The following is a 16,728-nucleotide window of genomic DNA, read 5'->3' on the forward strand; positions in this document are numbered from 1 at the left end:
CGCCCGTCCGGTCCGACGGCCCGTGACCGCCGGCTCCAGGGGTGCCCGGCCGCCTCCCGATGGTAGTCGCTGACGGCCCTCCGCCGAGCCGGCCGCCATCGCTGTCGCCCGATGTCCGTCGCGCAGACGGGACCACGCTTAGACCACCGGATCCGATGCCGGAGCGAGCTCCGACGTGCGGATCCACTTGCCCGGGCCCCCGTGGACTGCCAGAATCGCCGCATGGCCCCGTCTCGCCCACCCTCTCAGCGTCCTGTCCAGCTCGACGAGGTGTCGAAGGCGATCATCGAGCAGCTGCAGGCGGACGGTCGGCGCTCGTACGCCGAGATCGGCAAGGCCGTGGGCCTGAGCGAGGCGGCCGTCCGGCAGCGGGTGCAGAAGCTCACGGAGTCGGGCGTCATGCAGATCGTCGCGGTGACGGATCCGATGCAGCTCGGCTTCTACCGCCAGGCGATGATCGGTGTGCGCGTCACCGGCGACACCCGCGACGTCGCGGACCGGCTCGCCTCCATCCCCGCCGTCGACTACGTCGTGCTGACAGCCGGCTCCTTCGACATCCTCGCCGAGGTCGTGTGCGAGAACGACGACGATCTGATCGCCCTGCTCAACCAGGAGATCCGGTCGCTTCCCGGCGTGCTCTCGACCGAGACCTTCGTCTATCTGAAGCTCCACAAGCAGTTCTACAACTGGGGAACGCGGTAAAAGATGACCACCGAGACAGCCTTCTCGACCTCCGGCCTCGAGTCGGGCGATCCCGTCCGCGGGACCGACGCGCCAGGGGGGATCGACGACGCCTCCCTGCAGAAGAAGGCGAAGGACCACCTCTGGATGCACTTCACCCGTCAGTCGACGATGGACTCGGGCGCGGGCGTGCCGATCATCACTCGCGGCGAGGGACACCACATCTGGGACAGCACCGGGCGCAAGTACTTCGACGGCCTGTCCGGCCTCTTCGTCGTCAATGCGGGACACGGGCGGCGCCGACTGGCGGAGGCCGCGGCGAAGCAGGCGTCCGAGCTCTCCTTCTTCCCGCTCTGGTCCTACGCGACCCCCTCGGCGATCGAGCTGGCCGACCGGCTCGCCGACCACGCGCCGGGCGACCTGAACCGGGTCTTCTTCTCGACCGGCGGCGGCGAGGCTGTGGAGACGGCTTTCAAGCTCGCCAAGCACTACTGGAAGCTGCAGGGCAAGCCGGGCAAGCACAAGGTCGTCTCGCGCTCGGTCGCGTATCACGGCACTCCCCAGGGAGCGCTCGCGATCACGGGCATCCCCGGGATGAAGTCGATGTTCGAACCGCTGGTGCCGGGCGGCTTCCGTGTCCCCAACACCAACTTCTACCGGGCTCCCGAGCACGGCGACGACCTGGAGGCGTTCGGCCTGTGGGCGGCGAACCGCATCGAGGAGATGATCGAGTTCGAGGGGCCGGACACGGTGGCCGCCGTGTTCCTGGAGCCCGTGCAGAACTCGGGCGGCTGCTTCCCGCCCCCTCCCGGGTACTTCCAGAGGGTCCGCGAGATCTGCGACAAGCACGACGTGCTGCTGGTGTCCGATGAGGTGATCTGCGCGTTCGGCCGCATCGGGCACATGTTCGCCTGCGACGAGTACGGCTACGTGCCGGACATGATCACCTGCGCGAAGGGGATGACCAGCGGCTACTCCCCCATCGGCGCGACGATCGTCAGCGATCGGATCTACGAGCCCTTCCGCCACGGTCAGGTCGTCTTCCCGCACGGCTACACCTTCGGCGGCCACCCCGTCTCGGCCGCGGTCGCGCTCGAGAACCTCGACATCTTCGAGGAGGAGGGCTTGAACGAGCGCGTGCGAGAGAACTCGCCCGTCTTCCGGTCCACGCTCGAGAAGCTGCTCGACCTGCCGATCGTCGGCGACGTCCGGGGCGACGGCTACTTCTTCGGCATCGAGCTGGTGAAGGACAAGGCGACGAAGGAGACGTTCGACGAGGACGAGTCGGAGCGGCTGCTGCGCGGATTCCTCTCGAAGGGGCTCTTCGACGCGGGGCTGTACTGCCGGGCGGACGACCGCGGCGATCCCGTCGTCCAGCTCGCGCCGCCGCTCACCATCGGCCCGCGCGAGTTCGACGAGATCGAGCAGATCCTCCGGAGCGTGCTCACCGAGGCCTGGTCGCGGCTCTAGCGCCCTCACGCGGCGCGCTCCCGACGATCGGCGGCGAGTGCGGCCGCGACTCGGCGCGCACCTGCGTGGTGCGGATCGAGAGCGACGGCCTCGTCGGCGAGCCGTCCGGCCTCGTCGGCACGGCCCTCACCGGCCAGGATCCGGGCGAGGAGGACGAGCACTCCGGCTCGCTCACTCGCGGGTGCGACGACGGCGGCACGGCGGAGCAGCGGGGCGAGCGCTCCCGACGCGCCGGGGTCACCGCTCCGCGCCGACCGCAGCACGCGGTCCGCACCGCGGCTGCGCTGCACGGCCACGACGAGCGCAGCCAGGCCCGCCGGCCGGACCTCGGGATCGGGACCGGCGAGAGCTCGCCGGACGAGGTCGTCGACACCGTGCAACAGCACGTCGGGCAGTTCGGCCCGCGGGTGGCGGTCGAGGAGACGGTCGACCGCGGCGGCCGCCGCTCGCGGGTCGTCCCGGTCGCCGGCCTCGAGCCCGTCGTCGCGGCCGGACGACGGGAGCACGGCGACGCGGAGGGCGAGGCCGGGGAGCCGGCGCGCACGCTCCTCGAGGGCGGCGACGAGTCCCTCGCACGACTCCGGACCCGCCTCGCCGGGATGCACCAGCGCGAGTGCTCGCTGCACCCGCCCGAACCGGCCGAGCGCACCGAGGCTGGCCCGCGCGATCAGGGACGGATCCGCCCCCGACAGCTCGAAGCGGAGCGAGCCGCTCGGCGCTCCGGCCCGGAACGGGACGAGCACGAGGCTCGCCTCGGCCGCACCCCGCTGGGATCCGTGAGCGGCGTGGAACAGGGCGGCGTCGTCGGGTGAGGCCGGGACACGCGAGGCGGGAGCGGGGTGGAGGAAGATCGCTGAGGAGGTCATGCTGCGATCCTGCCGACCCTCGCACCCGCCGGGAGCGACGGCCCTCGGGATCATCGGAAGGATCTCGAGATCGCCGCCTGTGGAGGGAGAGGTCCCATCGACACCGAATCGCCGGCGCACGGATGGCGCCCTCCGGCCCCCAGGAATCCCTCCACAGGGACCGATCGGCCGAGTTCTGCACCGGTGTCCGATTCCCGCCGGTCGGTGGGGAGTCCCGCGGATACTCTCGACGCATGAGAACGACTCCCCTTCACGTCCGACGGACGACGAGCCCCCTCGGCCGCATCGAGGTGGGCAGCGACGGCGATGCGATCGTCTCGCTCGCCATCGAGCAGGCCGGTCTGCTCCCGCACGAGCACCTCCCGGAGTCGGACCTCCCGGTGCTCCTGCGGGCCGTCGAGCAGCTGGACGAGTACTTCGACGGGACCCGCCGCTCTTTCGATCTGCCGGTCGCTCTGCGCGGCACGCCCTTCCAGCTCGAGATCTGGCAGCGGCTCCAGGCTCTGGGCTTCGGGGAGATCACCTCCTACGGCGCACTGGGCACGGCCGCCGGTCGCCCCCGGGCGGGCCGGCCCATCGGCGGAGCGGTCGGTGCGAACCCGGTGCCGATCATCGTGGGCTGCCACCGCGTCCTCGCGAGCGACGGACGGATCACCGGCTTCAGCGCGGGCGAGGGCGTCGCCACGAAAGCCTGGCTTCTCGATCACGAGGGGATCCCCCACCGATGAGCACGGCCGACGGACTCGTCGAGGGAGAGGACGGCCTGATCCGCTGCGCCTGGAGCGGCGCGGATCCGGAGTACCGCCGCTACCACGACGAGGAATGGGGCACCCCGCTGCACGGAGATCGCCTGCTGTTCGAGAAGATCTCCCTCGAGGCGTTCCAGTCCGGCCTCTCCTGGATCACGATCCTCCGCAAGCGGCCGAGGTTCCGCGAGGCCTTCGACGGCTTCGATCCGGCCCGGGTCGCCCGCTACGACGACACCGATGTCGAGCGGCTGATGGAGGACAGCGGCATCATCCGGAACCGCGCGAAGATCATCGCCACCCGCGACAACGCCCGGGCCGTGCTCGCGCTCCTCGAGCAGAGAGGCGAGGGCGCGCTCGACGAGCTCGTGTGGTCCTTCCACGATCCGGACGTCGAGGACCGGGTGGTCCGAGCCGCCGACGTCCCTGCGACGACGCCCGGGTCGACGGCGCTCGCGCGAGCGCTGAAGGCCGCGGGGCTCCGCTTCGTCGGACCGACCACCGCGTACGCGCTGATGCAGTCGGCCGGAGTCGTCGACGATCACCTCACCGGCTGCTGGCGCCGACGCTGACGCCTACGACTCCGGCACGACGAGATCGAGCTCTCCCGTGTGCCGGTTCTCGGCGAGCAGGAACCCGCGCCCGGCCGCCCACGCCGAGAGCTCGCCGAGTGACTCCGTCGCCACCCGGTCCTCCGCCAGCGCCCTGACGAAGCGCCCCTTGCCCTGCTTGTTGAAGTGGTTCAGCGACCGGAGGGCGCCGTCGGCCCCGCGCGAGCGGACGCGGACGAAGAACCGCCCCTCGCCCGCGGGAACCGGTCCGAGCGCCGCGTACGCCTCGCTCCGCAGATCGAGGACGAGCCCGTCGAGCGCGCTCAGCACCCGCCCGGCCTCCGCTGCCCACCAGCGCTTGAGCGGCCTCCCCGGGACGCGGGAGTCGTGGGACAGACGGTAGGCAGGGATCAGGTCGAGGGCGCGGATCGGCCCCCAGAGCGCGGACTGCACGATCGCCGTCCGACCGAGCACCTCCCGTGCACCGGGATCGAGGCTGCGCGCGTCGAGCGCATCGAAGAGCACCCCGTCGAAGCGGTCGACCGCGGGGAGGCCTGCCGCGGTCGCGAGCGCCGCGTTGCGATCGATCTCGCCGAGCTGACGCGGACCGAGCTTCAGCGCCCGGGCCGAGAGCTCGCGGTCCCCGGCCAGCGCGATCAGCGCCTCCGCCAGCTCGCGCCGCTTCGGGTGGAGCTCGGGGAAGGCGAGCGACTCGAGCACGAACGGCTCGTCGCCGCCGTCGCGCTTCGTCTCGGACGGTGGCAGCAGGACGTGCACAGGACTCCTTCGGAGAAGAGGGACGGGCGGCACGACGAAGGGGCCGGACGATCGCGATGATCGTCCGGCCCCTCCGTGCCGCGGTGAGCGGCGGTGTACTAGACCAGCGATGCCTGACGGGCGACCACGGTCACCACGTCGTTCTCGACGGACAGGAAGCCGTCGTCGGCCTGCGCGGTGAGACGCGTGCCGTCCAGGGCCGTGACGCGCACCTCGCCGGTGGCGAGGATCGCGAGCATCGGCTCGTGGCCGGCGAGGATGCCGATCTCGCCCTCGACGGTGCGAGCCGTGAGCTGCTTCGCCTCTCCGGACCACACCTCGGCGTTCGCGGACACGACGCTGACCTTCAGGGTCCCGGCCATGATCAGCCGTTCTCCTTCTGGATCTGGGTCCACTTCTCCTCGACGTCCGAGATCGAGCCGACGTTGAAGAACGCCTGCTCGGCCACGTGGTCGAACTCGCCCTTGCTGATCGCGTCGAACGACTCGATCGTGTCCTTCAGCGGGACGGTCGAGCCCTCGACACCCGTGAACTTCTTCGCCATGTAGGTGTTCTGCGAGAGGAACTGCTGGATCCGGCGCGCACGCGACACCGTGATCTTGTCCTCCTCCGACAGCTCGTCGACACCGAGGATCGCGATGATCTCCTGCAGCTCCTTGTTCTTCTGCAGGATCTGCTTCACGTTCGTCGCCACGCGGTAGTGGTCGGCGCCCAGGTACCGGGGGTCGAGGATGCGCGAGGTGGACGTGAGCGGGTCGACTGCCGGGTAGAGGCCCTTCGACGCGATCTCGCGGGAGAGCTCGGTGGTCGCGTCGAGGTGGGCGAAGGTGGTCGCCGGCGCCGGGTCCGTGTAGTCGTCGGCGGGGACGTAGATCGCCTGCAGCGAGGTGATCGAGTGTCCGCGCGTCGAGGTGATGCGCTCCTGGAGCACACCCATCTCGTCGGCGAGGTTCGGCTGGTAGCCCACCGCGGAGGGCATGCGGCCCAGGAGGGTCGACACCTCCGAGCCGGCCTGCGTGAAGCGGAAGATGTTGTCGATGAAGAGCAGCACGTCCTGCTTCTGCACATCGCGGAAGTACTCCGCCATGGTCAGGGCCGACAGGGCGACGCGCAGACGCGTTCCCGGCGGCTCGTCCATCTGGCCGAAGACGAGAGCGGTCTTGTCGAAGACGCCCGCCTCCTCCATCTCGGCGATGAGGTCGTTGCCCTCACGGGTGCGCTCGCCGACGCCGGCGAACACGGACACTCCACCGTGGTCCTGCGCGACGCGCTGGATCATCTCCTGGATGAGGACGGTCTTGCCGACGCCCGCTCCGCCGAACAGGCCGATCTTGCCGCCCTGCACGTACGGAGTGAGCAAGTCGATGACCTTGATGCCGGTCTCGAACAGCTCGGTCTTGGACTCAAGCTGGTCGAACTGCGGGGGCTTGCGGTGGATGGGCCAGCGCTCGGTGATCTCGAACGACTCTCCGTTGATCTTCCCGTCGGCGTCGGCGTTGAGCACCTCGCCGATCACGTTGAAGACCTTGCCCTTGGTCACGTCGCCGACCGGGACCGAGATCGGCAGGCCGGTGTCGTGGACCTCCTGGCCGCGGACGAGTCCGTCGGTCGGGTTCAGGGAGATGGCCCGGACGAGGTCGTCGCCCAGGTGCTGCGCGACCTCGAAGGTCAGCTTACTCGAGACGCCCTCGACCTCGACGTGCGTGTAGAGCGCGTTGTAGACCTCGGGGATCGCGTCGTGGGGGAACTCGATGTCAACGACGGGGCCGGTGACGCGGGCGATGCGGCCGATGGCCCCGCCCGACGTCCCGGTCGCCGCCTCAGGTGCGGTCAGTGTCATTGCTACTTCCTTCTGTGGTCTCACCGCTCCCGGAGGGCGGAGTCGAAACTGTGTGGAGCGGAGCCCTCTTACTTGGAGGAGGACAGGGCGTCGGCGCCGCCGACGATCTCGGCGATCTGCTGCGTGATCTCGGTCTGGCGGGCGTTGTTGGCGAGACGGGTGTAGGTCTTGATCAACGTGTCCGCGTTGTCGCTCGCCGACTTCATGGCCTTCTGGCGTGCCGCGTGCTCCGAGGCCGCCGACTGCAGCATCGCGTTGAAGATGCGGCTCTCGACGTACACGGGCAGGAGGCGGTCGAGGACCGTCTCGGGGTCGGGCTCGAACTCGTAGAGCGGGTACAGCTCGCTGTTCTGCTCCTCGGCGCCCTCGACGACCTCGAGCGGCAGCAGCCGGACGACGGTCGGCTGCTGGGTGACCATGCTGACGAAGCGGTTGTAGACGAGGTGGATCTCGTCCACGCCGCCCTCCTCGTCATCGAGGTTGTACGACTCGACGACCGCGTCCGCGATCTCCTTCGCCGTCTCGAACACGGGCTGGTCGGTGCCGCCCGTCCAGACGCGGACGCTGGCCCGCTTCCGGAACGAGAAGTACGCGTTCGCCTTGCGGCCGACCAGGTAGAAGACGACCTCCTTGCCCTCGCTGCGCAGCAGCGCGGCCAGCTCCTCGGCCTCCTTGAGCACGCTCGAGGAGAACGCGCCGGCGAGGCCGCGGTCGGAGGTGAAGATCACGATCGCGGCCGTGTCCAGCTTCTCGCGCTCGGTCGTGAGCGGGTGCTCCACGTTCGAGTAGGTCGCGACAGCGGACACGGCGCGCGTGATCGCGTTCGAGTACGGCGCCGCGGCAGCGACGCGGTTCTGCGCCTTCTGGATGCGCGAGGCCGAGATCAGCTCCATGGCCCGAGTGATCTTCTTGGTCGTCTGGGCCGAGCGGATCTTCGACCGGTAGACCCGGAGTTGCGCTCCCATGTGTCTCCTGTTGTCCTAAAAGTGGCGAATCGTCGGGGTGCCGCTGGTCAGCGACGGCCCTTGACGATCTTCTCCTGGCCGACCTCGTCGGCCGCGATGGCCTGGTGCTCCTCGCGCCCGACCGAGGCGAGCGGCTTGCCCTCACCGGTCTGGAACTCCAGCTTGAAGCCGTCGACGGCACGGTTGAGCTCGGCGACGGTGTCGTCGGAGAGCACGTTGGTGTCGCGGAGGGTGTTCAGCACCTGGGTGTTGCGGCCCAGGTAGTCCAGGAGCTCGCGCTCGAAGCGCAGCACGTCGGGGACCGGGACCTCGTCGAGCTTGCCGTTCGTTCCGGCCCAGATCGAGACGACCTGCTCCTCGACGGGGTACGGCGAGTACTGCGGCTGCTTGAGCAGCTCGGTGAGGCGGGCGCCGCGGGCGAGCTGACGGCGCGAGGCGGCGTCGAGGTCGGAGGCGAACATCGCGAAGGCCTCGAGCGAGCGGTACTGCGCCAGCTCGAGCTTCAGCGTGCCGGAGACCTTCTTGATCGACTTGACCTGCGCGTCGCCGCCGACCCGCGAGACCGAGATGCCCACGTCGACCGCGGGACGCTGGTTGGCGTTGAAGAGGTCGGACTGGAGGAAGATCTGGCCGTCGGTGATCGAGATCACGTTGGTCGGGATGTAGGCCGAGACATCGTTCGCCTTGGTCTCGATGATCGGGAGACCGGTCATCGAGCCGGCGCCGAGCTCGTCGGACAGCTTCGCGCAGCGCTCCAGCAGACGGGAGTGCAGGTAGAAGACGTCACCCGGGTACGCCTCGCGTCCCGGCGGGCGGCGCAGGAGGAGCGACACGGCGCGGTAGGCCTCGGCCTGCTTCGACAGGTCGTCGAAGATGATCAGGACGTGCTTGCCGCCGTACATCCAGTGCTGGCCGATGGCCGAGCCCGTGTAGGGGGCGAGGTACTTGAAGCCGGCGGGGTCGGAGGCCGGGGACGCGACGATGGTCGTGTACTCCATCGCTCCGGCGTCCTCGAGCGCGCCCTTCACCGAGGCGATGGTCGAGCCCTTCTGGCCGATGGCGACGTAGATGCAGCGGACCTGCTTGTTCGTGTCGCCCGACTCCCAGTTGGCCTTCTGGTTGATGATCGTGTCGATCGCGATGGCCGTCTTGCCGGTCTGGCGGTCCCCGATGATGAGCTGGCGCTGGCCACGGCCGACCGGGATCATCGCGTCGATGGCCTTGATGCCGGTCTGCAGCGGCTCGTGGACCGACTTGCGCGACATGACACCGGGAGCCTGGAGCTCGAGGGCGCGGCGGCCCTCGGAGGCGATCTCGCCGAGTCCGTCGATCGGGTTGCCGAGCGGGTCGACGACGCGGCCGAGGTAGCCGTCGCCGACGGGGACCGAGAGGACCTCGCCGGTGCGGGTGACCTCCATGCCCTCCTCGATGCCGGAGAACTCGCCGAGGACGACGACGCCGATCTCGTTCTCGTCGAGGTTCTGGGCCAGGCCCAGGACGCCGTTGGAGAAGCGGATGAGCTCGTTGGCCATGACGCCGGGGAGGCCCTCGACGTGGGCGATGCCGTCGGCGGCGTCGATGACGTAGCCGACCTCGGTGGTGGAGGCCTTGCCCGGCTCGTACGACGAGACGAAGTCCTTCAGCGCGTCGCGGATCTCATCCGGGCTGATGGTGATATCTGCCATGGGAATTCCTATTCGTTGGGTCCGTGCGAGCCGAAGAGGTCGTCGGGGCCTGACCTGGATGGTGCGGGGGTCGAGGGCAGTGCCCTCTGAGGATACGTGCGCCCGTCAGGACGCGAGCTGGAGCTTCAGGTCGGACAGCCGTGCGGAGACGGTTCCGTCGATGACCTCGTCGCCGACGTGCAGGCGCATCCCGCCCAGGAGGGAGGGATCGACCACGACGTTGACGGAGACCGGTCGGCTGTACTGGCGCGTGAGCGCCGAGCGGAGCCGGTCGAGCTGCTCGGGGGCGATCGGTGCGGCGACCGAGACCGTGGCGAGGATGAACCCGCCCTGGTCGGCGACCACGCCGGCTGCGAAGCGGACGAGCTCCGGGATGCGTCGACCGCGCGGGTGCGCGATCAGCTGTCGGAGGATCGCCAGCGTCTCGGCCGCGGCCTTGCCCTCGAGGAGGCGCTGCACGAGCGCGACCTTCGAGTCGGCGGCGGCGAGCTTGCTGCCGAGCGCGAGCTCGAGCTGGGCGTCGGAGGCGACGACCTCGCCGAAGGAGTGGAGCTCCTTCTCGAGGTTGACGCCCTCCGGAGCGGAGGACGCGATCGCGCGGACCCCGACCTCCTCGACCCCGGCGACCATGTCGCTCGGGCTCGACCAGCGGTGGCCGACGATCACGGTGAGCAGGCGCTTGGCCGGCTCGCCGAAGGGACCGAACACGCGGGCGACGAGAGCCTGCTTGCTGCTCGAGTCGGCGCTCGGGTCGGCGAGGGCCGCGCGCAGCTGCGCCTGGCCGTCGATGACCCGTGCGGCCTCGAAGAGCTGCTGGGCCGTGTCGAGGGACGCCTGACCGGCGAGGGCGGAGAGCTCCGCCTTCGCCGATGCGAGTGCCTGCCTGGACGCGCTGCCCATCAGTTGTTCGCCTTCTCCGAGGCCTCGAGGTCGGCGAGGAAGCGGTCCACGATCGCGGACGCCTTCGCGTCGTCGTTGAGGCTCTCGCCGATCACGCCGGAGGCGAGGTCGATGGCGAGGGTTCCGACTTCGGAGCGGAGCGAGACCACGGCGGCCTGACGGTCCGCCTCGATCTGGGCGTGCGCGTTGTGGAGGATGCGCTCGGCCTCGACCTGCGCCTGCTCCTTCTTCGCCGCCACGATCGCGTTGCCGTCGGCGTTCGCCTTCTCGCGGATCACTCCGGCCTCGGCGCGGGCCTCGGCCAGCTGGGCGGTGTACTTCTCGAGGGCGGCCTCGGCCTGTCGCTGGGCCTCGTCGGCCTTCGCGATGTTCCCCTCGATCGCGGCGGAGCGCGCGTCGAGCATCTTCTGCAGGCGCGGCAGGACCAGCCTCCAGAAGAAGAACAGCAGGATGAGGAAGATCACCCCCGACCAGAAGAAGTCGTAGAACTCCGGGATCAGAATGACCGCGGGGACGTCACCTTCTTCCGCAGCGATGTTCACAGCGGTGCTGAACACGACTACGCCGCGAAGATGAAGTAGGTGGCGAGGCCGATGAGCGCGAGCACCTCGGTGAACGCGATGCCGAGGAACATCGTGGTCTGGAGGCGGCCGGCCATCTCGGGCTGGCGCGCCATGGCCTCGACGGTCTTGCCCGCGACGATGCCGACACCGATGCCGGGGCCGATCGCTGCGAGGCCGTAACCGACCGTCGCGATGTTGCCGGTGAGTTCGGCGAGAACGGTGACTGAGTCCACGAGTGGGTCCTTTCAGTGGGGTGATCGTGAGAACGGGCGGGAGCCCGTGAGTAGTGGGGTCAGTGCTCCTCGGCGACGGCCAACTGGATGTAGACCGCAGCGAGGAGGGTGAAGATGTAGGCCTGCAGCACGGCGACGAGGAGCTCGAAGAGCGTGAACGCACCGCCGAAGGCGAAGGTCACGACGCCGAAGAGCTTGAAGCCCGGGTCGATCTGGGAGCTGAAGAGGAAGAACTGCGTGGCCGAGAAGCACAGCACCAGCAGGAGGTGGCCGACGATCATGTTCATCACGAGCCGCAGTGCGAGCGAGAGCGGACGGATGATGAACGTCTGCAGCAGCTCGATCGGCGTGAGGATGAAGTAGATCAGGAACGGCGCTCCGGGCGGGAACAGGGCGTTCTTGAAGAAGCCCATCCCCCGGTCCTTGATGCCCGCGTAGATGAACGTCACGTAGGCGACCAGGCCGAGGAAGAGCGGCATGCCCACCACGGAGGTCCCCGCGATGTTCAGGAACGGGACGATGCCGGTCAGGTTCATCGAGATGATCGCGAAGAAGATCGTCACGAGGATCGGGAGGAACCGGCGCGCGTCCTTCTCGCCGAGGATGTCCTTGGCGATGGTGACGCGGACGAAGTCGAACGCGAGCTCGACGACGTTCTGGAAGCGGCCGGGGACGAGGCGCAGCTTGCGCGTCCCGAGCCAGAAGAACAGCATCAGTGCGATGACCGCGATGAAGCGGACCAGCATGACGCGGTTGATCTCGAAAGGGGTTCCCTCGAAAAGGAAACCGGGCGGGAAGAACTCGGAGATCGACGGGGTGTGGAAGTCACTCTCACCGGTCGAGGACGAGACCAACAGGGTCACAGCGTTAGCAAACAGCGCTAGCTCCTGGAATTCGGGGCGTGGCACGTTGCAGCCGACCGAATCGAATCATTCGGACGCAACGCTCTCGCGACGACGAAAGGTGGGGTTTTCCGCTCGGACGGCGATCGTGCTCGACGACCGCCATCAACGATGAGACGATCTGAGGACACGTTCGCCTGCGGGATTCGTCCCTACTGTAGCAACAGAACGGCCTGAGAGCCGAATCGTGGTCCTCTCAGGAACCGTTCGGCTCGTCCTCATCGAGCGATGTCGCTGACGTTCGGCATGCGCGAGCGCGAGACGACGAGGACGTCGATCACCAGGGACCCCAGGACGGCGACGATGATCGTGACGAACATCGCGGTGCTGTTCAGCCACGGCTGATCGCGCAGGACCAGGGCGGCGATCACGAACAGCACGAACTTGGCGAGCCACGTGCCGAGGACGACGGCGAAGAACCCGCCGATGTCGAGGCGGTTGGCGACGAGGATGCTCGCGGCGGTGAGGAGCACCATCACGCCGCCGACGATCGCGCCGAGGAGGGCTCCGATCGCGCCCTCTCCCCCGGCGGCGATCCCGCCGACGACGGTGCCGAGAACGGCCAGGGCGAGCACGAAGAGGCCGCCCACGACCAGCGCGCGGCGCAGGACTGGGACGGACGCGGGCTGCGGACGGGGGGTGGCCGGGGAGGCTCCGGTCATGATGCTTCCTTCCGCGCCGTGGTCGGCGCTGTCGTGTCCCGGTCGATCGGGAGTCCGGCCGGCGGACGGAGCAGCTCCGTCGAGGACGCGCGGTCGAGGGGGTCGAGGACGGGTGAGGCCTCCGCGGACTGCGCCGCCGCCTCGAGCCGCTTGCGGCGGCTGAGCGGGGCGAGCGTGACGACGGTGCAGACCAGCAGACCGACTCCGAGGAAGACGAGCGGGACCCACAGCACGTCGACCACGAACATCAGCAGGCAGCTGACGGCGACGACGGCGGTCCACGCGTAGAAGATCAGCACGGCGTGCAGGTGGGAGTGCCCCATGTCGAGCAGGCGGTGGTGCAGGTGCTTCCGGTCGGCGCTGAACGGCGACTTTCCCGCGCGCAGGCGCCTGATCACAGCGAGGCCGAAGTCCATCAGCGGCACCACGAGGATCGCGAACGGCAGGATGATCGGGATGAACGCGGGCAGGAGCTCCTTCGCCGCGAGCTGGGCCGGGTCGATCTGGCCGGTGACCGCGATCGCGGAGGTGGCCATCAGCATCCCGATCAGCAGTGCGCCGCTGTCGCCCATGAACATCCGCGCCGGACGCCAGTTGATGGGGAGGAATCCGGCGCAGGCGCCGACGAGCAGGACCGCGATGAGCGAGGCCAGGTTGAAGTAGTCGGTGGGCGAGGTCTGCTGCACCAGCAGGTAGCTGTAGAGGAAGAAGACCCCGTTGGCGATCAGGGCGACGCCCGCCACGAGGCCGTCGAGGCCGTCGATGAAGTTGAGAGCGTTGGTGACCAGGACGATCGCGAGCACGGTGATGATCAGCGACATCCACGGCGAGCCGACAGTCAGGCCGCCGATCGGCAGGGAGACGATCTGCACGCCCTTCCAGGCGATCAGGCCGGCGGCGATCAGCTGACCGGCCAGCTTCGTGGTCCAGTCCAGGTCCCAGATGTCGTCGGCGACGCCGATGAGGACGATGAGCAGGCTCGCGCCGAGGATCGCGAGGATCGGTTCGGGATTGGCGAACACCAGCCGGAAGTAGGGCAGCTGGGAGGCGATGCCGAAGCCGACGAGGATCCCGAGGAACATCGCGATGCCGCCCAGGCGGGGGGTCGGCCGCGTGTGCATGTCCCTGACGCGGATCTTCGGGTAGAGCCGGTACTTCAGGCTCAGCTTCCAGATGACCCACGACAGCGCTCCGGTCACGAGCGCGACCGCGAGCGAGACGAGGGCGAAGGTGATCACCGGTTACTCACCCGGAGCGGAGTCGGTGCGGGCGGCGCCGGTGCCGGTGTTGGGCGTCGGCGCGTTCGTGCTCGACGAGCCCGTGTCCGGCGCATCGGCGGAATCGACGGGCGCGGAGTCGCCGGGCGCGGAGTCGTCCTGCAGGCGGGCGCCGGAGGCCCAGTCGGGGCGCGCGGTCGGTGTCCGCTCGAAGGCGTACGGGTCGCTGCCGGTCGCGGTCCCGTCGGGCTCCTGCTGGTCCCCGGCCTGCGCCGCGCCGGCCGTGGAGGCGTCGGGCTCCGACGCCTCGGCACGAGGCGCGTCCGGATCCGGCAGCAGGTCTCCGACGACCTCGCGGATCCGCTCGGCCGACACGACGCCCTGGCGCAGGATGCGCAGGGTGCCGCCCTCGAAGCTCAGCGCTGTCGCGTCGACGATCGTCGAGGACTCGCTGGCGCCCGCGGGGCGGTCGCTGTAGCGCGATCCGGCGGCGCCGGCGTCGAGATAGACGTCGACGGAGTCGCCGAGCTGGTCGAACGCCTCCTGTGCGGTCGTGGCCGAGGGCTGCCCCGTGCGATTGGCGGAGGAGACCGCCAGCGGGCCGGTCTCGGCGAGGAGCTCGATCGTCACCGGGTTGTCCGGCATGCGCAGCGCCACGGTCCCGCGCGTCTCGCCCAGGTCCCAGACCAGTGAGGGCTGGGCGTGCAGGACGATGGTGAGCCCGCCGGGCCAGAACTCGCGCGCGAGGTCGCGCACCGCCTCCGGCACGTTCTCGGCGAGGGCGTCGAGGGCGGCCACGTCCCCGATCAGGACGGGCGGCGGCGACTGCCTCGTCCGTCCCTTCGCGTCGAGCAGGCGCTGGACCGCGGCGGCGTCGAACGCGTTGGCCGCGACGCCGTAGACGGTGTCGGTGGGGATCACCACGAGCTCGCCGCGGCCGATGGCCGTCCGCGCGAGACGGGTGCCGGTCAGGAGGTCCGTGTCGACGGAGCAGTCGTAGATGCGTGCCATAACGGGTCGATGATACCGGCGCGGTCCGTGTCCGGACCGGCTGCGGCGCGGCGGTCGCGTCAGCGCCGCCCGAGGCCGGGGCTCGGCGGCCGTCGCAGCGGCGCCCGACCCGCGCCGGCCGAGGCCGCCGGAGCGCTTCCGTGAGGCACTCGGCCCGGCGTGGCGGGCGCCTCCGCCGACAGGACGCCCACGAGCGCCACGGAGACGGCGAGCGTCGCGAGCGAGTGCTGATCGCCGAACCAGGTGGTGTTGTCGGCCATCCCGTGCAGGAACGTCCAGAGGACGGCGACGGCGAGCGCCCCGACGGCGACGGCCTCGTTCCGGGCGACCCGGAGGAGCAGGCGCACGACGGCGACGGCGGCGAGGAGGAGGAACGCGAGGACGGGGAGCGCGATCAGGAGCCCGCCGTTGGTCCACGCGGTGACGAGGAGGTTGTGAGGCGGGCGCGGCTCGCTGTGCTGGGTGAACTGCGACCCGCGCGCCAGCCACAGCTCCTGCCATCCGCCGTACCCCAGCCCCAGCAGCCAGTTGTCGGGGAACGCACTCGCAGCCAGGCGCAGGAAGTCGCCGCGGGCCCCGAGCGTGAGCAGGCCCGCCTCCGCCAGCTGAGGGAAGGACACGGCGACGGCGTACACGGCCGTGATCCCGGAGGGGATGGTGATCATCCAAGCGACCGGACCGAGGCTGCGTCCCTTGAGTCCGCGGATCGCGGCGACCAGCAGGGGCAGGACGATCGCGAGGACGATCGCGGTCTTGGACAGCGTGAAGAGGGCGCCGACCAGCCCGGCGACGGCGACGAGCAGGAGGAGCCTCCCCCGCTGCCGTCTCCAGACGGCGAAGGCCAGCGCGCCGGTCGTGGCCATGTACATCGAGGCGATGTTGCCGTTGAGGAAGAACCCTCCCGACTTCTCCTGCAGGACGTTGTTGAAGGACGTCGTGAAGATGTCCCGCACGTAGATGTCGGAGAACAGCACCGCGTCCGGCCACCGGAGGTAGGCGGTCTCCTGCACGGGATCGAGCTGGAAGAGGATCGTGAGCGTCACCTGGAGGAGGAACACGGGCGCCGCCCAGTTGAGGGCGCGGCCGACGACACGCCAGGCGCCGTCGCCGAGCCCGCGGACGGCCAGGTACGGAGTGAGGAAGGAGACGACGGAGACCACGTCGCGCAGCGCGGCCGCGCGTGCTCCGGAGTAGGTGAGCGCGAAGAGGGTGCCGGCGATCACGAGGAGGACCACGACCACGAACCGGTCGATCCGCCCGCCGCGCAGCCGAGCCACGGAGTACGGGAGGAAGAGCAGGCTCCAGGCGACCGGAGCGGTGACGGGGCCCAGTGTGTAGAGCTGCACGACGCTCAGCGCCAGGAGCACCGCGAGGAAGACGAGGACGATCCGCTCGTGCCGCCGCTGAGCGGGATCCGCCGGCGCGCGCGACGGCCGCCCGCGGGTCTCCGGAGCGTCGGTGACGCGGGTCGCGGCGATGACGGAGGGACGAGAGGCGGTCGGGCGGCGGAGGAGGGCGTCGTCGGCGTGGCGGCCCATGTCAGAGCCGTTCCGCGGAGGTGCCGGTGGCGGCCTCCGTCTGGCGGAGCGGAGGAGCGGCGCGCCGATTCCGGGACGACGGGCCGACCTCTCGCGGCGGGAGGGTCGTCCGCGGGCGCCG

The 16,728-nt window shown here is 69.8% G+C and carries 18 protein-coding genes; 4 read left to right on the forward strand and 14 right to left on the reverse strand.

Going from position 1 to position 16,728, the window contains the following annotated elements; genetic code table 11:
• Positions 1–222 precede the first annotated feature (222 nt).
• On the forward strand, positions 223–702 hold the full coding sequence (locus C5C63_RS00510) for an Lrp/AsnC family transcriptional regulator (RefSeq protein ID WP_104223032.1): 480 nt from the start codon (positions 223–225) through the stop codon (positions 700–702).
• 3 nt (positions 703–705) lie between these two features.
• Complete coding sequence (locus C5C63_RS00515; RefSeq protein WP_104223031.1) at positions 706–2,151, forward strand: aspartate aminotransferase family protein; 1,446 nt, start codon at positions 706–708, stop codon at positions 2,149–2,151.
• A gap of 5 nt (positions 2,152–2,156) precedes the next feature.
• On the opposite strand, the gene C5C63_RS00520 is transcribed toward C5C63_RS00515, so the two are convergent.
• Entirely contained in the window at positions 2,157–3,017 is an 861-nt protein-coding gene (locus tag C5C63_RS00520) for a hypothetical protein (protein WP_104291517.1), read from the reverse strand.
• 233 nt (positions 3,018–3,250) lie between these two features.
• Here C5C63_RS00520 and C5C63_RS00525 point away from each other — a divergent pair, with 233 nt between their 5' ends.
• Together C5C63_RS00525 and C5C63_RS00530 are read left to right on the forward strand one after the other, a co-directional pair.
• Complete coding sequence (locus tag C5C63_RS00525; protein ID WP_104223029.1) at positions 3,251–3,745, forward strand: methylated-DNA--[protein]-cysteine S-methyltransferase; 495 nt, start codon at positions 3,251–3,253, stop codon at positions 3,743–3,745.
• Positions 3,742–4,335, forward strand: coding sequence for a DNA-3-methyladenine glycosylase I (locus C5C63_RS00530; RefSeq protein WP_104325317.1), 594 nt, complete (start codon positions 3,742–3,744; stop codon positions 4,333–4,335). The genes C5C63_RS00525 and C5C63_RS00530 overlap by 4 nt, the downstream gene beginning before the upstream one ends.
• Positions 4,336–4,338: 3 nt before the next feature.
• On the opposite strand, the gene C5C63_RS00535 is transcribed toward C5C63_RS00530, so the two are convergent.
• From C5C63_RS00535 to C5C63_RS00595, 13 genes are all read right to left on the reverse strand, one after another.
• A complete protein-coding gene (locus tag C5C63_RS00535; RefSeq protein WP_104232700.1) occupies positions 4,339–5,091 on the reverse strand; it encodes a YaaA family protein in 753 nt (250 codons plus the stop codon).
• 98 nt (positions 5,092–5,189) lie between these two features.
• On the reverse strand, positions 5,190–5,453 hold the full coding sequence (locus C5C63_RS00540; protein ID WP_104223026.1) for a F0F1 ATP synthase subunit epsilon: 264 nt from the start codon (positions 5,451–5,453) through the stop codon (positions 5,190–5,192).
• Between the two features lie 2 nt (positions 5,454–5,455).
• Positions 5,456–6,931 (reverse strand): F0F1 ATP synthase subunit beta, encoded by a 1,476-nt coding sequence (gene atpD, locus C5C63_RS00545; RefSeq protein WP_104325318.1) that lies wholly within the window; start codon positions 6,929–6,931, stop codon positions 5,456–5,458.
• Between the two features lie 68 nt (positions 6,932–6,999).
• The gene (locus C5C63_RS00550) at positions 7,000–7,896 is read right to left on the reverse strand and encodes a F0F1 ATP synthase subunit gamma (protein ID WP_104223024.1); all 897 of its coding nucleotides are present in this window, start codon (positions 7,894–7,896) and stop codon (positions 7,000–7,002) included.
• Positions 7,897–7,943: 47 nt separating this feature from the next.
• Positions 7,944–9,581 carry a F0F1 ATP synthase subunit alpha gene (gene atpA, locus C5C63_RS00555; RefSeq protein ID WP_104223023.1) on the reverse strand — a complete coding sequence of 546 codons (1,638 nt, stop codon included), beginning with the start codon at positions 9,579–9,581 and terminating at the stop codon, positions 7,944–7,946.
• A gap of 105 nt (positions 9,582–9,686) precedes the next feature.
• A complete protein-coding gene (locus C5C63_RS00560; RefSeq protein ID WP_104232703.1) occupies positions 9,687–10,481 on the reverse strand; it encodes a F0F1 ATP synthase subunit delta in 795 nt (264 codons plus the stop codon).
• Complete coding sequence (locus C5C63_RS00565) at positions 10,481–11,038, reverse strand: F0F1 ATP synthase subunit B (protein WP_244229449.1); 558 nt, start codon at positions 11,036–11,038, stop codon at positions 10,481–10,483. The genes C5C63_RS00560 and C5C63_RS00565 overlap by 1 nt, the downstream gene beginning before the upstream one ends.
• A 2-nt stretch (positions 11,039–11,040) precedes the next feature.
• Entirely contained in the window at positions 11,041–11,277 is a 237-nt protein-coding gene (locus tag C5C63_RS00570; RefSeq protein WP_055794702.1) for an ATP synthase F0 subunit C, read from the reverse strand.
• Between the two features lie 59 nt (positions 11,278–11,336).
• The gene (atpB, locus tag C5C63_RS00575) at positions 11,337–12,140 is read right to left on the reverse strand and encodes a F0F1 ATP synthase subunit A (RefSeq protein WP_068254016.1); all 804 of its coding nucleotides are present in this window, start codon (positions 12,138–12,140) and stop codon (positions 11,337–11,339) included.
• Positions 12,141–12,397: 257 nt separating this feature from the next.
• Positions 12,398–12,841: a hypothetical protein gene (locus C5C63_RS00580; RefSeq protein ID WP_104223021.1), complete on the reverse strand. Its 444-nt coding sequence runs from the start codon at positions 12,839–12,841 to the stop codon at positions 12,398–12,400.
• Positions 12,838–14,079 (reverse strand): MraY family glycosyltransferase, encoded by a 1,242-nt coding sequence (locus C5C63_RS00585; RefSeq protein ID WP_181065442.1) that lies wholly within the window; start codon positions 14,077–14,079, stop codon positions 12,838–12,840. The genes C5C63_RS00580 and C5C63_RS00585 overlap by 4 nt, the downstream gene beginning before the upstream one ends.
• 3 nt (positions 14,080–14,082) lie before the next feature.
• The gene (locus C5C63_RS00590) at positions 14,083–15,069 is read right to left on the reverse strand and encodes an L-threonylcarbamoyladenylate synthase (RefSeq protein ID WP_104325319.1); all 987 of its coding nucleotides are present in this window, start codon (positions 15,067–15,069) and stop codon (positions 14,083–14,085) included.
• 59 nt (positions 15,070–15,128) lie between these two features.
• Positions 15,129–16,607, reverse strand: a complete 1,479-nt coding sequence (locus C5C63_RS00595; protein ID WP_104232705.1) for a hypothetical protein — start codon at positions 16,605–16,607, stop codon at positions 15,129–15,131.
• Between the last annotated feature and the right edge of the window lie 121 nt (positions 16,608–16,728).

Source organism: Rathayibacter sp. AY1B8 (assembly GCF_002932775.1).
Classification (GTDB): Bacteria; Actinomycetota; Actinomycetes; order Actinomycetales; family Microbacteriaceae; genus Rathayibacter.